This window comes from Streptomyces sp. NPDC097981, from assembly GCF_040302565.1.
Taxonomy (GTDB): Bacteria; Actinomycetota; Actinomycetes; order Streptomycetales; family Streptomycetaceae; genus Streptomyces.
Genome location: NZ_JBEORW010000030.1, coordinates 93,459 through 116,138, shown reverse-complemented (window position 1 = coordinate 116,138; position 22,680 = coordinate 93,459). Strand labels below are relative to the sequence as shown.

At 71.1% G+C, this 22,680-nt stretch carries 17 protein-coding genes and 1 pseudogene; 12 read left to right on the top strand and 6 right to left on the bottom strand.

The window, feature by feature from the left end:
- Positions 1-159: 159 nt before the first annotated feature.
- Both ABTY04_RS26850 and ABTY04_RS26845 read left to right on the top strand, forming a co-directional pair.
- A complete protein-coding gene (locus ABTY04_RS26850) occupies positions 160-1,539 on the top strand; it encodes an NtaA/DmoA family FMN-dependent monooxygenase (protein ID WP_352215948.1) in 1,380 nt (459 codons plus the stop codon).
- Positions 1,540-1,609: 70 nt separating this feature from the next.
- Positions 1,610-2,722 (top strand): LLM class flavin-dependent oxidoreductase, encoded by a 1,113-nt coding sequence (locus tag ABTY04_RS26845; RefSeq protein WP_352215947.1) that lies wholly within the window; start codon positions 1,610-1,612, stop codon positions 2,720-2,722.
- Between the two features lie 224 nt (positions 2,723-2,946).
- Here the strand turns inward: ABTY04_RS26845 and ABTY04_RS26840 are convergent, their stop codons facing one another.
- Positions 2,947-3,360, bottom strand: a complete 414-nt coding sequence (locus tag ABTY04_RS26840; RefSeq protein WP_352215946.1) for a hypothetical protein — start codon at positions 3,358-3,360, stop codon at positions 2,947-2,949.
- Between the two features lie 318 nt (positions 3,361-3,678).
- Here ABTY04_RS26840 and ABTY04_RS26835 point away from each other — a divergent pair, with 318 nt between their 5' ends.
- Positions 3,679-7,548: an nSTAND1 domain-containing NTPase gene (locus ABTY04_RS26835; RefSeq protein ID WP_352215945.1), complete on the top strand. Its 3,870-nt coding sequence runs from the start codon at positions 3,679-3,681 to the stop codon at positions 7,546-7,548.
- Positions 7,549-7,695: 147 nt separating this feature from the next.
- Positions 7,696-8,403, top strand: a complete 708-nt coding sequence (locus ABTY04_RS26830) for a hypothetical protein (RefSeq protein ID WP_352215944.1) — start codon at positions 7,696-7,698, stop codon at positions 8,401-8,403.
- Between the two features lie 106 nt (positions 8,404-8,509).
- Here the strand turns inward: ABTY04_RS26830 and ABTY04_RS26825 are convergent, their stop codons facing one another.
- The 4 genes and pseudogenes from ABTY04_RS26825 to ABTY04_RS26810 form a co-directional block, all read right to left on the bottom strand.
- On the bottom strand, positions 8,510-8,890 hold the full coding sequence (locus tag ABTY04_RS26825) for a hypothetical protein (RefSeq protein WP_352215956.1): 381 nt from the start codon (positions 8,888-8,890) through the stop codon (positions 8,510-8,512).
- Between the two features lie 244 nt (positions 8,891-9,134).
- A pseudogene (locus tag ABTY04_RS26820) lies at positions 9,135-9,818 on the bottom strand (serine/threonine-protein kinase); the annotation flags it as partial.
- Positions 9,819-10,008: 190 nt separating this feature from the next.
- Positions 10,009-10,701, bottom strand: a complete 693-nt coding sequence (locus ABTY04_RS26815; RefSeq protein ID WP_352215943.1) for an RICIN domain-containing protein — start codon at positions 10,699-10,701, stop codon at positions 10,009-10,011.
- Between the two features lie 451 nt (positions 10,702-11,152).
- Positions 11,153-11,956, bottom strand: coding sequence for an NAD(P)-dependent oxidoreductase (locus tag ABTY04_RS26810; protein ID WP_352215942.1), 804 nt, complete (start codon positions 11,954-11,956; stop codon positions 11,153-11,155).
- A 57-nt stretch (positions 11,957-12,013) separates the two neighbouring features.
- Here ABTY04_RS26810 and ABTY04_RS26805 point away from each other — a divergent pair, with 57 nt between their 5' ends.
- From ABTY04_RS26805 to ABTY04_RS26795, 3 genes are all read left to right on the top strand, one after another.
- Positions 12,014-12,913, top strand: coding sequence for a LysR family transcriptional regulator (locus ABTY04_RS26805; RefSeq protein WP_352215941.1), 900 nt, complete (start codon positions 12,014-12,016; stop codon positions 12,911-12,913).
- 242 nt (positions 12,914-13,155) lie between these two features.
- A complete protein-coding gene (locus tag ABTY04_RS26800) occupies positions 13,156-14,472 on the top strand; it encodes a phosphatase PAP2 family protein (RefSeq protein ID WP_352215954.1) in 1,317 nt (438 codons plus the stop codon).
- Entirely contained in the window at positions 14,384-14,848 is a 465-nt protein-coding gene (locus ABTY04_RS26795; RefSeq protein WP_352215940.1) for an IS3 family transposase, read from the top strand. The genes ABTY04_RS26800 and ABTY04_RS26795 overlap by 89 nt, the downstream gene beginning before the upstream one ends.
- Positions 14,849-14,991: 143 nt before the next feature.
- On the opposite strand, the gene ABTY04_RS26790 is transcribed toward ABTY04_RS26795, so the two are convergent.
- Positions 14,992-15,735, bottom strand: a complete 744-nt coding sequence (locus ABTY04_RS26790) for an SDR family oxidoreductase (RefSeq protein WP_352215939.1) — start codon at positions 15,733-15,735, stop codon at positions 14,992-14,994.
- Between the two features lie 118 nt (positions 15,736-15,853).
- Between ABTY04_RS26790 and ABTY04_RS26785 the strand changes: the two genes are divergently transcribed.
- From ABTY04_RS26785 to ABTY04_RS26765, 5 genes are all read left to right on the top strand, one after another.
- Positions 15,854-16,462 carry a TetR/AcrR family transcriptional regulator gene (locus ABTY04_RS26785; protein WP_352215938.1) on the top strand — a complete coding sequence of 203 codons (609 nt, stop codon included), beginning with the start codon at positions 15,854-15,856 and terminating at the stop codon, positions 16,460-16,462.
- 130 nt (positions 16,463-16,592) lie between these two features.
- Positions 16,593-18,713 carry a DUF4139 domain-containing protein gene (locus tag ABTY04_RS26780; RefSeq protein WP_352215937.1) on the top strand — a complete coding sequence of 707 codons (2,121 nt, stop codon included), beginning with the start codon at positions 16,593-16,595 and terminating at the stop codon, positions 18,711-18,713.
- A gap of 8 nt (positions 18,714-18,721) precedes the next feature.
- On the top strand, positions 18,722-20,284 hold the full coding sequence (locus tag ABTY04_RS26775; RefSeq protein ID WP_352215936.1) for a mucoidy inhibitor MuiA family protein: 1,563 nt from the start codon (positions 18,722-18,724) through the stop codon (positions 20,282-20,284).
- Between the two features lie 355 nt (positions 20,285-20,639).
- Positions 20,640-20,834: a hypothetical protein gene (locus ABTY04_RS26770; RefSeq protein WP_352215935.1), complete on the top strand. Its 195-nt coding sequence runs from the start codon at positions 20,640-20,642 to the stop codon at positions 20,832-20,834.
- 490 nt (positions 20,835-21,324) lie between these two features.
- The gene (locus tag ABTY04_RS26765; RefSeq protein ID WP_352215934.1) at positions 21,325-22,332 is read left to right on the top strand and encodes a DUF2278 family protein; all 1,008 of its coding nucleotides are present in this window, start codon (positions 21,325-21,327) and stop codon (positions 22,330-22,332) included.
- Positions 22,333-22,680 lie beyond the last annotated feature (348 nt).

The following is a 22,680-nucleotide window of genomic DNA, read 5'->3' as shown; positions in this document are numbered from 1 at the left end:
CTCCGCCAACTCGGCAACCGACTCGTCGGCATCCTCCACGGCTGCCTCAAAACCCGCACCCGCTACGACGAAGCGACCGCCTGGTCCCACCACGCCCAACCCCATGCCGCTTGACACCGAACGACATGGGGTGTCTGACCTGGACACGGAAGGACCGTCATGAGTAGCAAACCGCTCAAGCAGGTCCATCTCGCGGCCCACTTCCCCGGCGTCAACAACACCACGGTGTGGAGCGACCCGGCGGCCGGCAGCCACATCGACTTCGACTCGTTCGTCCACTTCGCGCAGACCGCCGAACGCGCCAAGTTCGACTTCCTCTTTCTCGCGGAGGGTCTGAGGCTGCGTGAACAGGGCGGAAAAATATACGATCTGGACGTGGTCGGCCGTCCCGACACCTTCACGGTACTCGCCGCCCTGGCGGCCGTCACCGAGCGCCTCGGCCTGACCGGCACGATCAACTCCACCTTCAACGAGCCCTACGAGGTGGCCCGCCAGTTCGCCTCGCTGGACCACTTGTCCGAGGGCCGGGCCGCGTGGAACGTGGTCACCTCCTGGGACGCTTTCACCGGTGAGAACTTCCGGCGCGGCGGATTCCTGCCGCGCGAGGACCGCTACAGCCGGGCCAGGGAGTTCCTGGCCACCGCGACCGAGCTGTTCGACTCGTGGGACGGCTCCGAGGTCGTCGCCGACGCAGGGTCGGGCGTCTTCCTGCGGGACGCTCGGGCCGGGGCCTTCGCCCACGAGGGCCGGCATTTCGACATCGAAGGCCACTTCAACGTGCCGCGCAGCCCGCAAGGCCGTCCGGTGATCTTCCAAGCGGGCGACTCCGACGAGGGCCGTGAATTCGCCGCCTCCCGTGCCGACGCGATCTTCGGCCGGTACGGGACGCTCGACGAGGGCCGAGCGTTCTACGCCGACGTCAAGAGCCGGCTGGCCGCGTACGGGCGCAGCCACGACGAGTTGAAGATCCTGCCCGCCGCCACCTTCGTCCTCGGTGACACCGACGCCGAGGCACACGAGCTCGCCCACGAGGTGAGGCGCCTCCAGGTCAGCGGGCAGACCGCGATCAAGTACCTGGAGCACGTCTGGAACCGGGACCTGTCCGGCTACGACCCGGACGGCCCGCTGCCCGACATCGATCCCGAGACCGGCGAGAACACCGTCGCCCTCGGGCGGGCGAGCGTCCGCCAGTTCCGCGACCCGCTCGAAACCGCCCGGCAGTGGCGCGAACTCGCCCAGTCCAAGAACCTCTCGATCCGGGAGCTGGTCATCGCCACGACCTCCGGCCAGACCTTCGTGGGCTCCGCGGCCGGCGTCGCCGAGCAGATCAACACGCTGGTGCAGGCGAACGCGGCCGACGGCTTCGTCCTGGTCCCCCACATCACCCCGGGCGGCCTGGACGTCTTCGCCGACACCGTCGTCCCGCTGCTGCAGGAGCGGGGCGTCTTCCGCACCGATTACGCCGGGACCACCCTGCGCGACCACCTCGGGCTCGCGGTGCCGGCGGCGGCCTCCGACAGGCAGGGCGCGGGGTCATGAAGTTCCTGGCCATCACCTTGATCACGGACTCCCCGGACCCTTGCTTCCCCGACCATTAAGGAGCCCGGCCATGTCCGGCATCCCCCTCGGGGTCCTCGACCTCGTCCCGGTCTCGTCCGGTTCCACCGCCGCCGAGGCCCTGCACCACAGCGTCGATCTCGCCCGGCAGACGGAGGCGTTCGGCTACGCCCGCTACTGGTTCGCCGAGCACCACCTCAATCCGGGGGTCGCCGGGACCTCCCCGGCGGTCGTGCTCGCGCTGACCGCCTCCGAGACCTCGACCATCCGGCTCGGCTCCGGCGCCGTCCAGCTCGGGCACCGCACCGCGCTGTCCACGGTCGAGGAGTTCGGCCTGATCGACGCACTGCACCCCGGGCGCCTGGATCTGGGCCTGGGCCGCTCGGCCGGGGGCCCGCCGCAGCGGACCTCGCAGGTCCCTCCGTTCGAGGGGTACACCACGAACGGGTTGCGCATCCCGGCCCGGTTCTCCTTCGCGCACCTGCTGGGCCATCCGCGGGTCGCGCTCCAGCAGAGGCTGCTGAACCTGCCCGGCGCCCAGCCGCAGGACTACGCCGAACAGGTCGACGACGTCCTCGCGCTGCTGCGGGGCGACTACCGCTCCCCGGAGGGGGTGGCGGCACATGCCGTCCCGGGCGAGGGGGCCGACGTACAGGTGTGGATCCTGGGCAGCAGTGGGGGAGTCAGCGCGGAGACAGCGGGCCGCAACGGGTTGCGCTTCGCGGCCAATTACCATGTCAGCCCCGCTTCGGTGCTGGAGGCGGCCGAGGGCTACCGGGCCGCCTTCAAGCCGTCCGCCGAGCTGGACCGGCCGTACGTGACGGTGTCCGCCGATGTCGTCGTCGCCGAGGACGACGCGACCGCCCGCGAACTGGCCACCGGATACGCGCCCTGGGTCCGCAGCATCCGTACCGCCGAGGGCGCCATCCCTTTCCCCACGCCGGCCGAGGCGCGCGCCCTGCCCTGGACGGAAGCGGATCGGGAACTCGTCGCCGACCGGGTGGACACCCAGTTCGTCGGCTCGGCACGGACCGTCGCCGATCACCTGGATCGTCTCCAAGAGGCCACTGGGGCCGATGAGCTGCTGATCACCACCATCACGCACGACCACACGGACCGGGTCCGTTCCTACCGGTTGCTGGCCGAGGAGTGGCAGCGTCGTTGACGCGCCGGCCGAGCCGCCACCGATGCGCCCCTGCGGACCGCGGGCGACCAGCCGGCCCTGAGCCACCTGTGCGTCCGCACTCGGCGCGCGGTCGCACTCAGGACCTCGCGCGCACCGACGAGGTCCTGAGTGCATCACGTCACCGGGACGCGTCTGTTCGGGCCGTCCCGTGCAGCCGCCACCGTCGGGCTCTGCCGACGGCCTGGCAGGGCCGGCCGCCAGGGTCAGCGCTGCCAGATCGTGTACCAGCTGCCGCACCGGTAGTCGGCGCCGGCCTTGGTGGTGCATTCCATGATTTCGAACCGGATGGCATTGCCTGCATAGTTCCAGGTCGTGTGGTTCACGGGACTCGTGTTCGAGGCGCTGAGGCTCTCGGGCCGGACGCCGCCGTCGTTGTACGTGGTGCGGATCCGGACACGGGCGCCGTAGGCGTCACCCGTGTTGGTGTCCTTGATGTTGACGTCCAGGGTGATGCGAACACCGTCCGGGTCGATCTGGCCCCAGGCGGTGGCCCCGGCCACGTCTGCGGGCGTTCGGTACCCCGTCCAGCTGGAAGTGGCGTTGGCGGTGCCTCCCGTGAGCCCCACCACCAGCGCGGCTCCAGCCAGGCCGGTCGTCAACGCGTGACGGATCTTCATGATGCTCTCCTCGTTTCGGTGTTTGCCATTTCGCCGACCGCACCGTGTGCCACCTGAGGAGGCAGCCCTGTTCGCGGAGGCGAACTGGCGCGGCTTCGGTTCGGATCGAGCCGTGTGAAGGGAACCCGGCGGCTGACCGCAGTCCGCCGCGGGACGGGTTCCTCGGCGCTTGTCCCACCGAGTTCAGCGGTCGGCGGATTGTTTGGCATGGGCCCTTCCGGCGTCCGAACAATGGCTGGGCGCGATCCTTTCCGAGGAGAGGCGGGGGGATAGGTTGGCCGATGGGCTGGCGTTGGGGTGACCGGAGGGGGCGGGCCCATGGCGGGGCGTCGTGAGGTGCCAGTGGATCCGGGGGCGGGGCCGGTGCAGCGGTTCGCGTTCGAGTTGCGCAAACTGCGCACCGAGGCGGGCGGTGTGACCTACCGGGCGCTGGCACAGCGGGCGGGCTATTCGGTGACGACTCTGTCGCAGGCAGCAGCGGGTGAGCAGCTGCCCACCCTGCCCGTGGTGCTGGCCTACGTACAGGCCTGCGGGGGTTCCCCAGCGCAGTGGGAGGCCAGATGGCGGCAGGCCGTGGATGAGGCCGCCGCCTTGGCAGCCGCGGACGACGGTGCGGACGATGATCCGCCGTACCGGGGTCTGGCGCGGTTCGAAGCAAAGGACAGCAGCCGGTTCTTCGGTCGCGACGCATTGACCGCCGACCTTCTTGATCTGCTGCACCGTCGGCGGTTCGCCGCAGTGTTCGGTCCGTCCGGCAGCGGCAAATCCTCTCTGCTGCGCGCCGGTCTGCTTCCCGCCCTCCAGGAACTGCGTGGTTCGGGCCTTCGACCGGCCGCGATCCGGATTCTGACTCCCGGCGAACTGCCGGCGCGCACCCGCGGGCACCTTCTCGCTCCCACCGACTCGGCCGGCGCGGGCGAGGACACGTTGGTGATGGTCGACCAGTTCGAGGAGGCCTTCACTCTCTGCCGTGACCCGGCCGAGCGAAGTCGGTTCATCGACATGCTCCTCAGCGCCAGGCAGCCCGAAAGCCGATTACGGGTGCTCCTCGCGGTACGCGCCGACTTCTACGGTCGTTGCGCCGAGCACACTGAACTGGCCGAAGCGCTGCGCGACGCCAACCTGCTGGCCGGTCCGATGAACCCGGCGGAGTTGCGCGACGCCATCGTCAAGCCGGCCACTGCCGCAGGGCTGACTGTCGAGCGCGCCCTGACCTCCCGGCTCGTTCAGGAGATGTCCACCGCACCGGGCGGCCTTCCGCTGCTGTCTCACGTGCTCATGGAAACCTGGCGGCGCCGCCGGGGCCACACACTGACTTTGGCGGGCTATGAGGCGGCCGGCGGACTGGAAGGCTCGATCGCCAAGACCGCTGAAGCCGCTTACAGCAGCTTCACCGAGCGCCAGGCGGCCGCGGCCCGCCCGGCGCTTCTGCGTCTCGTCGCTCCCGGCGAGGGCACAGCCGACACCCGGCGTGGGGTCCGGCGTACGGAACTGGAGGCGGCCGGCCGCGAGGAGACAGCCCATGTCCTGGAGGTACTCACCCGGGCGCGCATCCTCACCCTGGACGACGGCAGTGTCGAGCTCGCCCACGAAGCCCTGCTGACCGGCTGGCCGCGCCTGCTCGGCTGGATCGAGGACGACCGCGAACGGCTGTGCGCTCAAAGGGAACTGACGGAGGCGGCACGGGCCTGGGAGGAACTGGGCCGTGATCCTGGTGCCCTGTACCGTGGCAGCCGACTTGACACGGCACGAGAACACTTCGGCCCTGAAGAGTCCGGTGACCTGACCGGCTTGGAGCGCACCTTCCTCACCACCAGTCTTGCCCTGCGGGACGGCGAAGTCCGGGGCGCTGCACGCACGGTCCGCCGTTTGCGTCGGCTGAGGGCCGGCGTATGCGCTGTCGTGGTGCTCGCCGTTCTCGCCGGCGTGATCGCATGGCAGCAAGGCGAATCCCGGCAGCAGGAGCGGCTGAGGGCCGAGGCCCGCCGTGTCGCGGCGCTGGCCGCGAGCCTGCACGTAAGCGATCCGGTCACAGCCATGCAGCTCAGTGTCGCCTCGTGGGCCCTTGCCGACCTCCCCGAAACCCGCTCGGCATTGATGAGCGCCGCCATGCAGAGGGAACAGGACGCGTTTGTCGATCCCGATGCCGAACCCTCAGCCGTACGCTACCTGAGCAAGGACGGTCGCAGCCTGCTGAGCGTGGGCGAGCGACGGACGGTGCAGTGGGATGTGCGCAGCCACCGGCAGTCGGCCTCGTTCGCAGGACTGGGTGACCGTCTTGCGCACGTCGGCGTGGCCGGCCCCGACGCACGGACGCTGACTCTGGTGGGCGACGACGACCGGGTAGGCATCTGGGACGTGCAGACAGGCCGCCTTGAAGAGGGCCACGAGCCGCCGGTGAGCGACGGAGCCGAGCTGAGCCCGAGCGGGCGTACTCTCGTCCTGTACCGCACCGACGGCCCACAGGTAATGATCCAGCTGAGGGACGTGCAGACCGGACGGGTCCGGCTGGAGCGCCAGGCGGGCGGCCAACTGCCAAGACCCGGAACCGGAGAGACGTTCGACATCCCGGCCTGGACGACTCGGCGGCTGCGTCAGCAACACAGGACACGCGGCTACCCCCTGTCCGACGTCCAGGTCAGCCCCGACGACGGCACGATGGCCCTCTGCCTGCCCGGCGCCCCGCTCCAACTGTGGGACGTGGCCCAGGGCCGGCTTCTGCAGACCCCGTGGGCCCCCAGTGCAACCGCGGGCAACTGCGTCGCGGAGGACTTCGGGTTCACACCCGACAGCCGGTACCTCGTCCTGCGTGACGCTGCCGGAGTCCGCAGGTGGGAGATCGCCTCCGGCAAGGAACTGCCGGTGATCGAGCACAAGGGATTACGAGACCTCCAGTTCAGCTCGGACGGACGGTTCATGGCGGCAACGGACGCCGATGAGGTCCTCCTGTGGAGGACGGACGCCCCAGAAGTCCCGGTCTTTCGCAACCCGTCTTCCGACGAGGTGGTCAGTGAACTCAGGCTGGACATGGACGAGCGCCGAATCCGCTACTTCGCCGGCCGCTCGCAAACCGTGGTGCGGTCCCTGTCCCTGGAAGGCGTGCTGGACTCCCGCTGGCAAAGCCAGGCGGCCGTGGCGGCCTCCTTCAGCCCGGACGGCCTCGCACTTGCCGTCGCCCACCAGGACGCCGACAGCGGGCAGGCCCGCATCCGCTTGCACGACGGTCGCAGCGGCGATCGCCTGGCCGACCTGCCCGCATCCCCCTGCCCTGCTTCCGACCAGAGGCCGAGTTCCGTGCCCTGCCCCGTGCACATGGTATTCCGCCCGGACGGACGCGTGTTCGCCTACGGTGTCAGCGACCCCGCCACGTCCGTTCCCCCGGAAACGCTGTCCCTGTGGGACGTCCCCGCCCATCGTGTCATCGGCTCGCTGGACGTGACACTGACCGGTGCCACCACCCCCGGCACGCCGCCCTTCCCCGGCAACGCCGTCAACGCCGTCGTCTTCCACCCGGACGGAACATCTCTGATCGCCTCTCGCATACCCGATGACGAGAGGATCGAGTTCTGGGACGTTCACCGCCGGACCATGACGCGCGAAGTCCGAGGCATCGGTGGCCGAGCCCTGGCGGTGAAGCCCGGCGGACGGATCCTGGCCACGGACCACGGCCAGTTCCTCGACCTGCAATCCGGGCAGGTGACACGCCGGAACCTCACCCCCGACCAGACAACGGCCCTGACGTTCAGCCCGGACGGAAAACTCCTCGCCACCGGCGACGAATCCGGCCGGGTCACCCTATGGGACGGCGACACCCACCAGTCCCTGGGCGGCCTGCCCCCGACGCCCGTCGGCGACGGCCACAGCAGATTCGTATCGGCGCTGTCGTTCTCCCCCGACGGGCGCACACTGGCCGCAGCAGCCAGGGACGGCACGCTGCGGCTGTGGGACACCCGCTCGGGCAACTCGATCGGCTCCTCCTTCCCGACAGCGGGTGGCGCCGCCCTGTCCCTCGCGTTCAGCAGCGACGGCTCACACCTCTACGCAGCACAGGAACACGTGCCACTGCAGAGCTACACCGTGGCTTCCGACGAAGTGGCCGCCCAGGTATGCGAGCGCGTACGAGAGCCCCTGTCCCCGGACAAATGGCGGGCACTCATCCACAAGATTCCTTATCGGCAGGTCTGTTGAGAACGCGTAGGGACGTTGATCGGTTCGGAGCGGATGGCCGGTCCGAGGCTGTCGGCTCCTTGGTCGCGCGGCGCATGGCGCGTTGTTCAGTCCTGAACCAAGGGGGCGGTCCATCGGGATGTGATCGTCGACGCTAGCGTGATCATCATGTACGAGATCGAAGGCGTGAGAGCCACGCCGGGCGGGCGGATAAGCCTCCAGTTCCATGACCACGGCTTCGCCGTCAAGCCGGACCGGCGCGGAGGCCGCGTCGCCGACAAACTCCTCGGCGAGGAAGCCGGGTGCGTCACCGCACTGGTGCTGCTCGTGTCGGTGGGCCTCTTCAGCCTGCTCCGGAAGGCCGGAGCGCCGGATGCTGCCGTCACGGCTTGCCTGTGGGTGTTCATCGCCGCGGTCTGCTACGGGGCGCTCCTCGCGCTGTTGCACTGGACCGCCGGAGTGTTCGCGAACGTCGTGCTCTTCCTGATCGTCGTGGTGTCCCTCCCGGGGCTGCTGATTCCGAGCTACCGGCGAACAGTGCTGCGCCGGTGGCGCGGTGGCGGCGCGGAGACCGAGCCGGGGTGGGTACCCGGTAGCGCCCTCGCCGGAGTGTGGCACCAAGCGGACCCCCGCGTCGGCGCCGTGGTGACGGTCCGGCAGACCGACGGATCCGTCACCGCCTACGTTCCCCCGCCCGACAAGGCCCGCGACCTGTACGACTGCTTCGACGCGCTGCTGCGCCGCCACCACCACCCGGCCCCTGCGCACTATCAGCAGCCCGCGCACGGTACTCCGGCGTACCAGCCCTGGCAGGGGTACGCCCCCCACCAGCCCGGCCACCAGCCCGGCCACCACCCGGGCCACCCCCGCGGCTGACGCAGGCCCGGTGGCGCCTTGAACCGCGGCCGGACATCGAGCGCCGCCGGGAACCCGCTGCGCGTCAGGGGCAGTGGACGTCGGGTCAGCGGGGCGGGTCCGGCACCTACCGCACCGGGCGGGCCCGCCGGGTGGTGATCTCCCGGTAGACGTACGCCGCGATCACCACGGCGAATCCCGCGTCGTAGAGAACCTGGATGTAGTGGGGCTGGTTGTACAGGAAGCCGTCGAACCAGTCCGCCTGCACCTTCTGCACCACGTCCACCACGATGTCCACGACGAGAAGAACCGCCGCCGCGTACCCCGCCCGCCGGGTCAGAGTCCTGGACCCGGGTGTCAGGAGAGCCGTCAGTGCCCCGAGGGCCAGCAGGGGGAGGAACACCATCGGCAGGCGCGTGACCTCGACGGGCGCCAACACGGCGTAATACACGAACAGGGCTACCGGGAAGCCGAGGCGAATCGCGCGGTCGATACCCGGACGCGCCACACCGTGGTGGAGTAGCCGGCGCCGCGGGCGGCGGTGCTAAGGGCCGGTCCGGCACAGGGGCGGAGGCCGGAGGCGGGCTCGGGATCGTTGCGGGTGCCGTGGGGGCGGGGGCGCTCCCGGCAGCGCGCGGCCGGGGCTCCTCGTCCTCGCGGACCAGCTGCCGCAGCGCCGCGGACAGCGCGGCAGCGTTCGGGTACCGCCGGGTGGGGTCCTTGTGCAGCAGGGTGAGCACCAGATCGTCCCAGGCCGGCGAGATCCCCGCGGCCACCGAGCTGGGTACCGGCGGCTCCTGCACGAGGTGGGCGGTGAGGTAGCCCACGGCGTCCGGGGCCTGGAACGGCAGCCGGCCCGTGACCAGCTCGAAGAGGACGCAGCCGAGCGCGTACAGGTCGCTGCGCGGCTCCGGGAAGCCGCGCGCCTGTTCGGGTGCCATGTACGGAGGCGTGCCCACGATGAAGCCGGTCTGCGTGAGCCGGTCCGACGTCGCGTACGGGTCGGCCGCCCGCGCGACACCGAAGTCCAGCACTTTCACGATGCCGGACGCCACGACGAGGACGTTCGACGGCTTGACGTCCCGGTGCAGGATCCCGGCGGCGTGCGCCTCGGCGAGCGCGTCGGATATCTGCGCGCCCCAGTGCGCCGCGACCGGCGGGGCCACGGTGCCCCGGTGCAGCATCGCGTCCAGGCCCTCGCCCCGGACCAGTTCCATGACCAGGAACGGGACCTTGTCCTCCCCCTCGCCGTCCTCGCCCAGGTCATGGATGGTCACGATGTTCGGGTGTTGCAGGCGGGCCGTGATCCGCGCCTCGCGCAGGAACCGGGCACGAGCCTCACCCCCGCGGCTGCCGCCGCCGGCGAGCACGGAGATCACCTTGACGGCGACGGCCCGCTCCAGTGTCTCGTCCTGCGCCTCCCACACCTGCCCCATACCGCCCTCGCCGAGCTGGCGCACCAGCCGGTATCGACCACCCAGAAGGTGCCCCTCCACCACCGCGACCCCCGATTGAACGCGATTTTTGGCCCGGCGGCTGAACCGCTCTGCGCCGCCCGGCAACGGCGCTCTCACCCCCTGAACATCTGAACCCGCCGAGGACGTCGTCGTCCTTACGGGACTTCGTTCAGAATGCGAAGCGCCACTCCTGGTTGACGATAAAGGGATCCGCCCGGAAGGGCCCAACAGCAGAACCATGCCCCTGGACGCAGTCCCAAATCTGCAGAACTGCACCCGGCGGTGGAGGTGTTGGGAACGACGGGTTCCGGGCGTCGAGGCACTTACCGCTCTGCTGACTCACCAAGAGGATGGCACCCGCGTCGGTGCCTGCGCCGTAAAAGGCCTGAATCGTCCAGAGCTGATTCTGTCCGCCGTGGCAGTCCCACAGAACGACCGGTGTGCCGTTGGCCGTACCGAAGCCCGAAACGTCCAGACATTTTCTGCCCGAGCCCCATCGGATCTCACTGCCGCCGGTCGACAGATCGTAGAGATTGAAGATGCTGCCGGCACCGCTCTCCAGACGGAGGCCTCTGCCGTTGAGGCAGGCCATGTCCCGACATCCTTCGCTGATGACGGACACCTGCAGGTTGGACCACCAGTTCGTCAGGTAGGTCGACGTGTGCCATTGGTCGGCCCGGGCCGGGGCGGGGAACAGCAGCCCCCACAGCGTGATGACCGCGAGCGCGGCCAGAAGGGCCTTGGATTTTTTCAGCATGCTCTCCCCTTTCGGGGCATTGCATTCGATCTCCACCATGACATGGAAGGGCGTAGGGCGCCCCACAAACGCCTGCGCCTCGCGCGCATCGCCGTTCGTCAACACAGTGGCCACAGGACATGCCGGTGACCGACATCGGTTCTCTGCAGCCCGTGGCGACCTTCTGCGACAAGTGCGACTGCGGATGCCCGCAGCTGTTCATCGACGAAGCAGCCCCTGCCGACCGCAGGGTCGTGATCACCGACGACTTCGGCCGGCAGGTATTCCGTCGCGGTCGCGTGAGGAGTTGGTGCCGGCCCGCCCGCGGCCCGCTCAGCTGCCGGGACGCACCACGAACGCGACTGAGCGGGTCTGCTGTGCCCGCCGTGCAGGACGAAGGGGACGGCGTCCCCTCCTTCCATCGGGTCTTCACCTTCGCCATCACGGCCACGGAATTCGGCGTCATGGTCAAGGTGCTGCCCGCCGGGATGTCCACGGACGAGGCCGTGCACGTGGCGGTGCGTTCCGCGGCGAGCAGCCCGTCGCGCGGCCTGAGGAAGTGCCGTCGGTCGGTCGGTTATCGGTGCCGGAGGGTACTGATGTCCTCTGTGTCCGGCCGGGGTCGGGCAGCGAGGACGGACCCGACGGCCTCCAGGACGGGGAGGGAGGCGTGGGCGGTGGCCAGGGCGATGTCCTTGGCCGCGAGGGAGACGGGGAAGTGGGAGCCCTCGGCGAAGGCGCGGGCGACCGCGCCGGCCAGGGGGCCCTTGGCCAGTTGGGTGCGGACCAGCTCCGCGGGCAGGCCGAGGGCCCGTCCGAGTGCGAGGGCCTCGGAGACCAGGGTGACGCCGCCGATCGCCGCGTTGATGAGGACGAGCTTGAGGGCCGCCCCCGCGCCGGGGGCCCCGCACTCGGTGATCTCGCCGAGCGGGCGGAGAACCGTACGGACGGGTTCGGGCAGGGGGCAGCCGCCCGCCAGGATCCACAGTTCCCCTGCGGCGGCCCGGTCCACACTGCCCATCACCGGGGCATCGGTCAGCGTCACCCCGACGGGGAGGCGGGCGGCCAGCGCGTGGATCGTGTCGGGGCCCACTGTCGAGGTGTCGATCCAGTGCGTGCCGGGCCGCAACGCCGGGATGATGGCGCCGGCCACGGTCTGCGCGGCGGCCGGGTCGGACAGCATCGTGACGACGACGTCGGCGTTGCGGACGGCGTCGGCCGGCCCGGCGGCGAGCCGGGCACCGGCGGCGACGAGCGAGGCCGCCTTGCGCTCCGTACGGTTCCAGACGGTCAGCGGGTGCCCGGCATCGAGCAGTCGGGCAGCCATGGGGGCGCCCATGCTGCCGAGTCCGAGGAATGCGATCTTCTCTGTGCTCTTCATGGGCCGACCGTAGGAAAGCCTCACCCATGCCACAAGCGAATGTCTAGCATGGCTGCCATGCACAATCCGCAGAGCTTGTACGAGGTGTTCCTGCGCGTGGCACGGGACGGGTCGTTCACCGCTGCCGCCCGAGGGCTGGGTTACACCCAGTCAGCCGTGTCCCGGCAGATCCAGGCCCTGGAGGAGGAGTGGGGCGCCGTCCTGTTCGACCGGCTGCCGCGCGGAGTGCGGCTGACCGAGGCCGGGCGGGTGCTGTTGCCGCACGCGCAGGGCATGCGGGACCGGCTGCGCGCGGCCCGCGCCGAACTGGACGTACTGCGCTCGCTGGGCGGCGGCACGCTGCGGATCGGGGCCTTCGCCGCCGCCGACGTGTCGCTGGTGCCGTGCGCCGTGTCCGCGTTCGGAGCGCGGCATCCGGGCGTGACCGTCGTCCACACGGAGGGCCCCACCGCCAAGCACGTGGCTCTGCTCGCGGAGGGCGGTCTCGACGTGGCCGTCCTGAGCGCTCCCGACGGGGTGCCGCCCACGGGTCCGGATCTGCATCTTCTGTTGGACGAGCCGATGTACGTGGCGCTGCCGCAGGGGCACCGGTTCGCCGGGCGGGCCCGGCTGCGGCTGGCTGAAATGGCCGACGAGCCGTGGATCGAGGGCGACGTCCGCCCCGACCGGACCCTGCTGGCGCCGGCGCTGGCCAACGGGTTCCGGCCGCAGGTGGCGTTCCGGGTCAACGACTGGACGGCCAAGCTGGGTTTCGTCGCGGCGGGCCTCGGCATCACGGTCCTGCCGGCCCTCGCGGCCGGGGCGGCCCGGGCGGACATCGCCCTCGTCCCGGTGGACCCGGCGGACCTCCCTCACCGTAAGGTCTACGCCGGCACCCCCTGCGGCCGCACCCCCTCTCCCGCGACCACGGCCTTCCTGACGGACCTGCGGGAGGCGGCGGAGTCGGTGGTGCGCTGAGGTGCCTGCGCTGCCGGTGTCGCCCAGGAAGCAGGTGCCCTCCGGCTCCGGCATCCGCCCTCCCGGCGTTTCATGCCGGCGTGGCCGCGGTCACAGGTGAGGCGATCGCTGTGTTCGCGGTACCCGTGAGCAGCTGAACCCATCCGTTCCGCTACCATGTTCGATCGAACAGCGATCGACTGTAAATGTGAATAGCGCCTGAAGAAGCGGTATCGCGAGTGTTTTCACGGATAGACGGCGGAATCAAGTCCGCTGCGTGGCGTCAACCACGGGTCGTGCTGTGGGCTGCGGTGAGTGTGATGGCCCTCGGGTTCCTTGTCGCACTGGAGATCGCCGCCCGCCGCTACGGAGTACAAGGACCGGTTACCAGCCAGGCGCGAGAGGTGATATTCGCTCCGCGGTCGGGGACGGTGCTGTACGCGGGCATGACGTTGGTGCTGGTGGTGCTCAGCTGGCGGCAGCGGTTCATCGCGGTCGGTGCTGCGATCGGCATCGACCTCGTTTTCTGGCTCGTGCGGCGGGCGGTCGGCGCCGAGATGATGTTCGGCAACGGCGCGTTGTGGGTGACTTTGGCCTGTGCCGTCATCGCCGTCACACGCCGCACCGGCCAGGACCGTGTCCTGTTGCTGAAGGGCGTCGGACTGGCCCTGCTGCTGGTGGCCGGCCGCAAGACCGGCTACACCTGGCTGCTGATCACGTCGAAGACGCGCCCGATGGTGCTCGACCAGTACGTGGCGACCGCCGATCACGCGTTGGGCAACCCGTCATGGGTCGTGGGCCGGATCGTCGAGGCCACCGGCCCGGTCGGCTTTCGCGTCCTAGAGTTCGTCTACATCCAGCTCGCGGTGATGGCCGTCGTGGTCGCGCTGTACCAGCTGCGCAACGTGGCGGTCGACCGCCGCTTCCCCGGCCATCATCTGGTGCGCACCTTTCTCGTCATCGGCCTGCTCGGGCCGGGCATCTACATGCTCTTCCCGGTCGTCGGACCGATCTTCGCCTACGGGGGAGACGGGGGGCACTGGGCAGTGGCCAACCTGTGGCCGGACACGCCGTCGCAAGTCGGTACCCCGCACCCGATGCTCTTCGACGGGATCACCCCGCGCAACTGCATGCCCAGTCTGCACACGGCGTGGGCCACGGCGATCTTCATTCATTCCCGCAGGGGCCCGCGGGCTCTGCGGTACGCAGGCGTGTTCTGGCTGATCGCCACGCTCGGCGCAACGCTGGGCTTCGGCTACCACTACGGCGCGGACATCGTCGCCGGGGTGGTGTTCACCTTCACGATCGAGACGGCGCTGCGCACGCTCGACCGCGGCTGGGACAGGTCGGGAATCCAGCTGGTCGTCTACGGCACCGCGGTCTTCGCCGCGCTCTTGGCGTCGTATCGCTATCTGTCGCTGGAGATGGCCGCATATCCGTGGGTCTTCGGGCCGCTGCTCATTCTGGCGATGACGTCAGTGGTCTACGGCTATGTACGGACCACCAAGCGGTGGGAACGGAATGACGCGTCGGTGCATGTGCCGGAACCGCGAGGCGAACGGGAGCCTGAACTGGTGTGAGCCGCGATGCAGCGGTTTGTGGGCCGAGCGTCTCGGCGTCCGGGTTCCACCGGTCGATCCACGCAGCGGCCACGGGGCCGCACGCAGGTCCGCCGACGGGGACCTGGGTGCGCGGATCGAGAAGATCCACGAGGAATCGAACGGCCCCGGCGGAGTGCCCCGGATCGCCCGGGAACCGCGGGAGCGGCACGGTGTGGTGAACCACAAGCGACTCGCGGGGCTGATGCGCGAGCGTGGGCCCCGTCGGGAGGCATCCGCGGCGCAGGGTCCGGCCGACGGTCGAGGACCGAGCGTGCCGCCGGCACCGGACCTGGTGGGGCGTACGTTCGCGGCCCCGGCGCCGGACATGCGCCGAGCTCCAGGTGGATGCATTTGAGGTCGGCGGCCGCGGCCGCCGCAGACCACGTTGAGCACGCCCGGCGGCAGGTGCGCGGCCGCGATGCGGGCCGGCAGCGCGGTCGAGGCGTGCGGCGGCGAGCCCGGCGCCGAGCACGATGACGTCGTGGCGCGTTGTCTGGCCTAACGGCCCGTGGGGAGGTTGGCGCCGCCGGTGCAGTCGATGACCACGCCGGTGATGAAGCCGTTCGCGGCCAGCATGTGGACTGCCCCGGCGACCTCCTCGGGACGGCCGACCCGGCCCGCGGGCGTGGTTGCGGCGAGGCCGTCGAAGAGCGTCCGGCGTTCCTCGGCCGGCAGCGCGTCCCACCAGGGGGTGTCGATGACTCCGGGGGCCACCGCGTTGATCCGCAGCGGTGCCAGCTCCACGGCGAGCGGCGGGACCATGGCCTGCACCGCACCGTTGATCGCGGCGAGCCCTGCGGTCCCGGGGAACGCGGCACGGGCCGAGGCGGCGGTGATCAGGGTTGCCGAGCCGTTCGTGTTCAGCCGGGGCAGCGCTGCCTGGAGGATGCGGATCTGTGGCCAGAACTTGCCTTCGAAGCCGGCGGCGAGGCGGTCCAGGTCGAGTTCGGCGAACGCGCCGCTGCCGGCCGCGCCGCTGACCGCGATGACAAGGTGGTCGATCGGACCGGACTGTGCGAAGAAGGCGGCGATCGCGTCCGGGTCGGTGGCGTCCATCCGGTACGCCGTGGTCTTCCCGCCGATGCGTTCGATGGCGGCGTCGAGGCGGCCCTGGTCGCGTCCCGTGACGACGACCTCGGCTCCGTCGGCGGCAAAGCGGGCCGCGGTGGCCTCGCCGATGCCGGAGCTGCCGCCCATGACGGCGACGCGCTGTTCGGTGAAGGTCTGGGTTAAGGCGGTCACGGCGCACTCCTCTTGTCGAGAACAACGGTCTTGATATCGGCAACGCGTCAAAGATTTGCCGATACTGCTAGTCTCGTCAAGCTCTGAAAACCAATCGACGACAAGGGCAGGCAACGGTATGGACCCCGACGGGCCGCGCCCCCACACAGGGCGCCGCCGCAACGAAGCCACACGCCGCGCCATCCTGGACGCGACCATCCGGCTCCTGGCCGAGGCCGACGGCGCGCCGGTCACGACCGACGCCATCGCCCGCGCGGCGGGCATCGGAAAGCAGACGCTGTACCGCTGGTGGCCCTCCAAGGGCGCGGTCCTCCTGGACGCGCTCACCGACCGGTCCGAACAGGACGTGCCGGCCCCCGACACCGGTTCGCTCCGCGAGGACCTCCGCACGGTCATGGCGGCCACCTTCGAGGGAGCCCAGCGCTCGCCCACGGCCTCCGCCCTGCGCACGCTCCTGCGCGAGGCCGCCTCCGACCCCCACCTCGCCGAACTGATGCAGTCGTTCACCGGCGCTCGCCGCGCCGCCCTGAAGCTCGTACTGGAACGGGGCCGCGACCGCGGCGAACTGCCTCCGGACGCCGACCTCGAACTGATGGCGGACCAGGTCTACGGCGTCTTCTGGTACCGCTTCCTGCTCGGCCACGCCCCCCTCGACAACGAGACCGCCGACCGCCTCACGAACTCCCTGCTGCCCCCACCCGACGCGACGCCGACCAGACGGGTCTGACGGACACCACGGCCCCACCGACAACACTTCGTTCGACCGCATGTGTCCACCGGGCACGGCATACGAGGTGAACCGGTGCCTCCTTCTGCGTACGCTTCCACCAGAACGGACGTGGTGGGGGCGGTACAGCATGAAGAAGGAAGCAACAGCACACCGGTGGGGGTCGACCCTCGATTCGGTGGTGGTGTACGCGCAGGGTGCGCTCTGCCGCCGCCTGGCCCGCGGAAGTGTGCCGCCCGACGGCAAGGTGCGGGTGGCGGGACTGCCCCGGTCGCTGGAGCCGGGCTCCCTGCGGGCCCGGGTCCTGGGCGCCCCGGGAGTGCGTGTCACCGAGGCCCGGGTGGAGATCGAGGCCGGCGCGCCCGGTGCGGGGACACCCGACGGGTTGCTCCGCGAGGTCGAGCGGCTGACCGACGCTTACGCGGCGGCGCAGGCCGGCCGGGACCGACAGCTCGGCCTGATCGAGGAGATCAAGGGGCTCAAGCCGGTCCCGCCCGTCCGCAGGAAGGACGAACCGCACCGCCGCACTCCGGTCGACGCGTGGCTGGACCTCGCCGACTTCGTCGACGAGCGGCTGATGCGACTGCACTCCCGTCTCGCCGAGCTGGAGCGGACCCTGAGCACCGTGGAGCACGAGCTCGCCGTCGCCACCGACCGCCTCGCCCGCGCCTCGACCGACGCGCCGTCAGCACACGTGGAGACCGCGGTCTGCGCGGTCCTCACCCTCGACCTCACCGGGGGAACCAGAGCGGCCCCGGCCTCCGACGACGTCCAGGCGGCCGTGACGGAACCGGAGCCGGATCTGGAGCTGGAGCTGGAGTACGCAGTCCCGGGGGCGGTGTGGGTGCCGACCTACCGGCTCACCTGCCACCAGGGCGACACGGACGGCCGTCTCCTGATGCGTGCCTCGGTCGCCCAGCGCACCGGCGAGGACTGGTCCGGTGTACGCATCGCCCTGGCCACCGCCGACCTCAGGCGTGGCAACGACCTGCCCAGGCTCCGCTCGATCCGCCTCGGCCGCCGCCAAGCCGCTCCCGCGCCGTCCGGCTGGCGCGAGCCCCCGGCCGGGCTCGGCGACCTGTTCTCCGGATACGACGCCGCGGGCCCCGGCCCCGCCGTCCGAGCGGCGTCGGCGGCCGCCGCAGGCGCGCCCGTGCCGATCCCCGCCCCGGCCGGCTCCGCCGCGCCGCCGCCCCTATTCCCGCCGTCGGCCCCGGCTTCGCTGCCCCCGGCACCGCAGGGCTACGCCGGCGGAGGTCCCGGCCTCGCGCCGCGGGCTCCCTCGGGACGGCCCGTCGGCAGAGCGCGTACGGGCGGCGCTGCCTCCTTCGCGGGGGCACCCGCCCCGGCCATGCCGACCGCCGCTCCCGGCGGCGCCCCGGCACCTCCTCCGCCGCCGCCCCCGGTGGTCGGACCGCCTCGGCCGAGCGGCACCGAGCTCGACTACGCCGGCCTCGTCCTGAGCGGCCCGGACGAACCGGGCGCACGCAGGGGCCGGCTGTTCCCCGACGCCCCCTCCGACCCGGTGGCGCAGGAGCAGCGCCGCCGCGCCGAAGCGGTGGCCTCGTTGCCGCTGCCCGGCCACGCGGTACGGCCCCGCGGGTCGGCGGGCTCCTTCGACCACCGGTTCGACGCCGCCGCACGCACCGAGATCCCGTCGGACGGAACCTGGCACACGGTCACCGTCACCGAGTTTCCCGTCGGGCTGCGCACCGAGTACCTCACCGTGCCGTCCGTGGAACAGGCTGTGTACGCGACGCTGGTGCTGTCCAACGCAACCGACCAGGCGCTGCTGGCCGGTCCGGTCGAGGTCACCGTCGACGGCGAGTTCCTGCTGACAGCGGCCCTGCCCACGCTTGCTCCCGGCGCCGTCCGCAGGGTCGGGCTCGGCCCCGCCGAGGGCATCCGGGTCACCCGCCGCACACATCTGAACGAGTCGACATCGGGCCTGCGCAACAACACCACCGTGCTCGACCACCGCGTCCACGTCGAGCTGGCCAACGGGCTCGCCGGAACCGTCACCGTCGAAGTCCGCGAGCGGATACCCGTCACCTCCGAGCCGGACGTCCGGATCGAGGAACGGGCCGACTGGACGGCACCCGAGCCGGGCACCGGGCCCGAGAACCACGCCCCCGGCACCCGCCTCTGGCGGCTGGACCTGCCCGCAGGCGCCACCGCCGCCCTCGACGGCGGCTACGAGATCCGCATCCCGACCGGCAAGGCCCTGGCCGGCGGCAACCGCAGGAGCTGACAACCGCCATGACCACGGCCCCGAAGCCGATCGCCCTCCCCGTCACCGCCGTCACCTGCCTTGAGGACCGCGCCCACATCGAACGGTCCGTCGTCCTCGACCTGGCGGCCGGCGTCCAGCGGCTGCGCCTCGGTCCGGTCAGCGCGCTCGCCGTCGACCGGACCCTGCACGCCGGACTGACCGCCGATTTCGCCGCGACCGTGCTCGACGCGCGGATCGTGCGGACCTGGACGCCCCGCGGGCCGCTGCCGTCAGCCGAGGACGACTCCGCCCTCCGCCGGCGAGTGCACGAACTGGAGGAGGAAGAGAAGACCGTCAAGCGGCGACGGGACCGGCTGCGCGCCCGCCTCGACGTGCTCGGCCACCTCACCACCGACCTCCTGCGGGACATCTCCGAAGGCGCCGGCACGGGCGAGACCGACCGGACCCGCTGGGCCGCCGAACTGGACCGGGTGGACGACGAACGTGACACCCACGGGGCACAACTCCGCACCGTCCAGGCCCGCCTCACCGCACTCGAATCCGAACTCGGCACCACGCGCCGGGCCATGCACCTCGCCGAGGAGGAACCCGCCGAGTTGGTCGGCCACATCGACCTGACCGTCCACACCGAGACCGCCGGCCCGGCCGAACTACGCCTGACGCACCTCTCCCCGTGCGCACTGTGGCGGCCCGCCTACCGGGCCGTGCTCGACGGGGACTCTCTGACGCTGGAGACCGACGCGATGGTCTGGCAGCGCACCGGCGAGGACTGGTCCGATGTACGACTGACCCTGTCGACAGCCCGCTCGGCGCTGACCACCACCCCGCCGCGGCTTGACGAGGACAGGCTCACCCTCACCGACCGCTCCGCGGCGGAGCGCCGCACGGTCGACATCGAGCTGCGCGAGGAGGAGACCGGGGACCTCGGCCCGACTCCGGTACTGGGCCTGCCGGGCGTCGACGACGGCGGCGAGGCACGCGTACTGGGCGCCCCTGCACCAGTGTCCGTGCCCGGAGACGGTCGCGCCCACCGGGTACCGCTGTCCGCCTTCACGACGGGTACGAGCAGCGAGTACGCCTGCTCACCCGAGACGGCGGCCCTGGTCACCCAGGTGGTGCGGTTCGACAACCTCTCCGGTCACGCCCTGCTCTCCGGTCCGGTCGACCTGGTCCGCGGCAGCGGGTTCACCGGCCGGGGCACGCTCGACATGACTGCGCCCGGCGCGCCCGTCGAACTCGCCTTCGGCAGCCGCGACGACCACGCGGTGATCCGGCGCACCGGGGAATCGAGGGACACCGCGGGGTTCCTGCAGAAGACCGTTGTCACCCGCACGGTGGAGGTGCACCTGTCCCGGTTCTCCGCACCCGGCGAACAAGGCGACCGCGTGGTGGTCCTCCGCGAACGGATACCGGTCTCCGAGGTCTCCGCCGTGGAGGTCCGACTGCGCAAGGACGCCTGCTCTCCGGCCCCCGACGCCGTCGACTCCGAGGGCATCGTCCGCTGGGACGTCCCCCTCCCGCCCGGTGGTCGCAGCACGGTCACCCTGGTGTACGAGCTGTCGGCGAACTCCAAGGTCACGGGAGTCTGAGTCCGCGAGTCCGGCCTGGCCCCGCTCCCGGCGGTGCGGGATCCCCCGTCGCCTGCCCTGGCAGCCGCCGACGGCCTCGGCGAGGCCTCCTCCCGGCCGCGGGGGTCGGCGAGCCGGCTGACGTCCTGCCGGTGGCGGGCCGGCACGTCGAGGGATTCCGGGCTTGGGCTGTGGGCGGGCCCGGCAGGGACAGGGGGCGGCAGCGGCCATCCGTGCTGAAGTGGATCTCTTCTGGTGGGAGGCTTCAGGGCAAAGCGGGTGAAATCGAGTAATTCGGTTTCCCGTCCGGCCGCGATCGGGGGATAAGGGTGACGAGGATCGGCAGCTGGCAAGGCTGCCGCCGCCAGCGACGAGGGTGGGACATGGCATCGGAGCCTGGAAGCCGGAGAACCTCTGCCGGCACAGCAACCGCTTCGGGCCCGAGGGCGACACCGCGTACGCGACCCGGCTCAATCCCCCGTCCGGCACGATCACCCGGCTCGGCCCCGACCTGCCCGGGGCACAGGAGGCCGGCGATCCGCGCGCGGCCGATCTGGGTGACGCCGTCTGAAATCCAAGCCGCTTCTTCCCCTATGGCGGCTTCGGCCTTCGCGACGAAGGCGAACGCGCCCGCCAGGGCTCGCACGACCTGTTCCGGCGCGGCGTCGAGGCCGTCACGGTACGGGCCCGGCCGATGGGCTCCCGACAGGTGACGGCGCGGCCCGCGATGTCTTCGTGCTCGGCGACCTCGGCGACCTCGGCGACGAGCCGGCCTCGGCCGCCGCACCGCTGACCCTCCTCGGCCCGAGCGGCTGCCGGATCGGATCCCGGATCGGCTCCCGGATCGGTACCTCCGGCTTCGAGCGCCCCGGCCGATCCCGGCTCCGGAACCTCACCCCGCGCATCCCGAAGACCTGCATCCGGCACGGACTTGCGCCGGGCAGCCGGCCTCGGCGCTCGCTGCTCCGTTACCGCGGCGGGCGCATTCCCGACCAAGCCTGCCCCGTCGGCACGACCACACCCCGGCCGTGCCGCTCCCACCGCATCCGGAGGATGGACCCATGCCGCTGAAGAAATACGGTGTGTTGGCCGCCCGCGCCATCGACCGGCGCCGGGAGGGATCCAGCGACACGCCGCACTACCAGATCCACCTCACCGATGATGCTGGCACCCACTACCGTGCCGCCGTCAACGTCGAGTCGCAGCAGGCCCCCTCGGAGCTGCTGTATCTGGCCGACGACGATTTCCGCCACCCCGTGACCGAGCTGCTCCCGCCGGCCGGGAGTGGATGGACGGCCCTGGCGTCGCAGCCGGGGGAGGCGAGCCTCGACTTCATCCGCGGCAACCTGTTCGACCCGGCCTCGATGCGAATGCTTCCGCCCGATCTCGCGGGCTCCGACAACGACCTGGCCGACCTGCTCGACCACTACGTACAGCGGGCCATTGCCGACCCCACCGCAGCCGTGTATCTCTTCGGGCAGCGTTTCGGCCCCGAGGCGAGCATCGCCGACAAGGTGTTCGGGTTCCGGCCCGGCAACGGCGTCCACGACATCCACATGAACCAGGGCAACAGCGGTCGGTTCCGCTCCGACAACGGAGTCTGGCAGGACGGCGCCCTGCTCGTGCGCCTGCCCGCCGAAAACCGCTGGGTCGCGGTCTTCCTGGCCTTCCAGTCCCAGGCCTGGCACACCGACGACACCACCGGCCATCCCATCGACACCGCACCTCCCCGCCCCGCCGACCGCGCGGAACCCCTGCGGATCATGGCCGCACTGGTCAACCCCGCCGGCCCGGCGGCCGAAGCCGAAATCGTCACGGTGCTCAATGCTTCTCCCGCGCCGGTCAACCTCCAGGGCTGGCGGCTCGCCGACCGCAACCAGAAGACCATCCCGCTCCCCGCCGGCCTGCTCCAGCCCGGCACCACTCTCACGGTCCAGGGCGGCAACGGATTCCACCTCGACAACCAAGGCGGCACGATCACTCTCCTCGACCCGGACGGCCTCAAAGTCCACGGCGTCGCCTACACCGCGCGACAAGCCGAACGTGAGGGACAGACCATCACCTTCTGAACGCTCCGGCCCACAGGCGCCACCAGCCCCCTCGCCCGCCGGTCGAAGCGACATGGCCGACGGGCGGGGGCGGTCTTCGCACAGCTGTTCCGGAAACCGCGCGGCCCAAGCGCGCCACAGGTGCCCACGGCCGAGGCGGCTCTACCGTCCGGGCGGACGGGATCGCGGCCTCGATCGAGCGGACCGGTGCATTTGGGGCGCCAGCGGCTGATCACCGAGCGTGAGGGGTGCATTCCGTTGCAGCCCGGCGCCCCTATTGCCCCGATATGATGCATTCGTGATCAGAGCAAGGCGATCGGGGCGCCGCCGCCCCCTCTACGGCGGCCGGTGGGACGCTGCCCTGCTGTC

What these genes read in the sequence shown, in the direction of transcription:
- ABTY04_RS26850 (WP_352215948.1), top strand. Translation starts at nt 160, where the DNA reads ATGAGTAGCAAACCGCTCAAGCAGGTCCATCTCGCGGCCCACTTCCCC.
- ABTY04_RS26845 (WP_352215947.1), top strand. Translation starts at nt 1,610, where the DNA reads ATGTCCGGCATCCCCCTCGGGGTCCTCGACCTCGTCCCGGTCTCGTCC.
- ABTY04_RS26840 (WP_352215946.1), bottom strand. Translation starts at nt 3,360, where the DNA reads ATGAAGATCCGTCACGCGTTGACGACCGGCCTGGCTGGAGCCGCGCTG.
- ABTY04_RS26835 (WP_352215945.1), top strand. Translation starts at nt 3,679, where the DNA reads ATGGCGGGGCGTCGTGAGGTGCCAGTGGATCCGGGGGCGGGGCCGGTG.
- ABTY04_RS26830 (WP_352215944.1), top strand. Translation starts at nt 7,696, where the DNA reads ATGTACGAGATCGAAGGCGTGAGAGCCACGCCGGGCGGGCGGATAAGC.
- ABTY04_RS26810 (WP_352215942.1), bottom strand. Translation starts at nt 11,956, where the DNA reads ATGAAGAGCACAGAGAAGATCGCATTCCTCGGACTCGGCAGCATGGGC.
- ABTY04_RS26805 (WP_352215941.1), top strand. Translation starts at nt 12,014, where the DNA reads ATGCACAATCCGCAGAGCTTGTACGAGGTGTTCCTGCGCGTGGCACGG.
- ABTY04_RS26795 (WP_352215940.1), top strand. Translation starts at nt 14,384, where the DNA reads ATGTACGGACCACCAAGCGGTGGGAACGGAATGACGCGTCGGTGCATG.
- ABTY04_RS26785 (WP_352215938.1), top strand. Translation starts at nt 15,854, where the DNA reads ATGGACCCCGACGGGCCGCGCCCCCACACAGGGCGCCGCCGCAACGAA.
- ABTY04_RS26780 (WP_352215937.1), top strand. Translation starts at nt 16,593, where the DNA reads ATGAAGAAGGAAGCAACAGCACACCGGTGGGGGTCGACCCTCGATTCG.
- ABTY04_RS26775 (WP_352215936.1), top strand. Translation starts at nt 18,722, where the DNA reads ATGACCACGGCCCCGAAGCCGATCGCCCTCCCCGTCACCGCCGTCACC.
- ABTY04_RS26765 (WP_352215934.1), top strand. Translation starts at nt 21,325, where the DNA reads ATGCCGCTGAAGAAATACGGTGTGTTGGCCGCCCGCGCCATCGACCGG.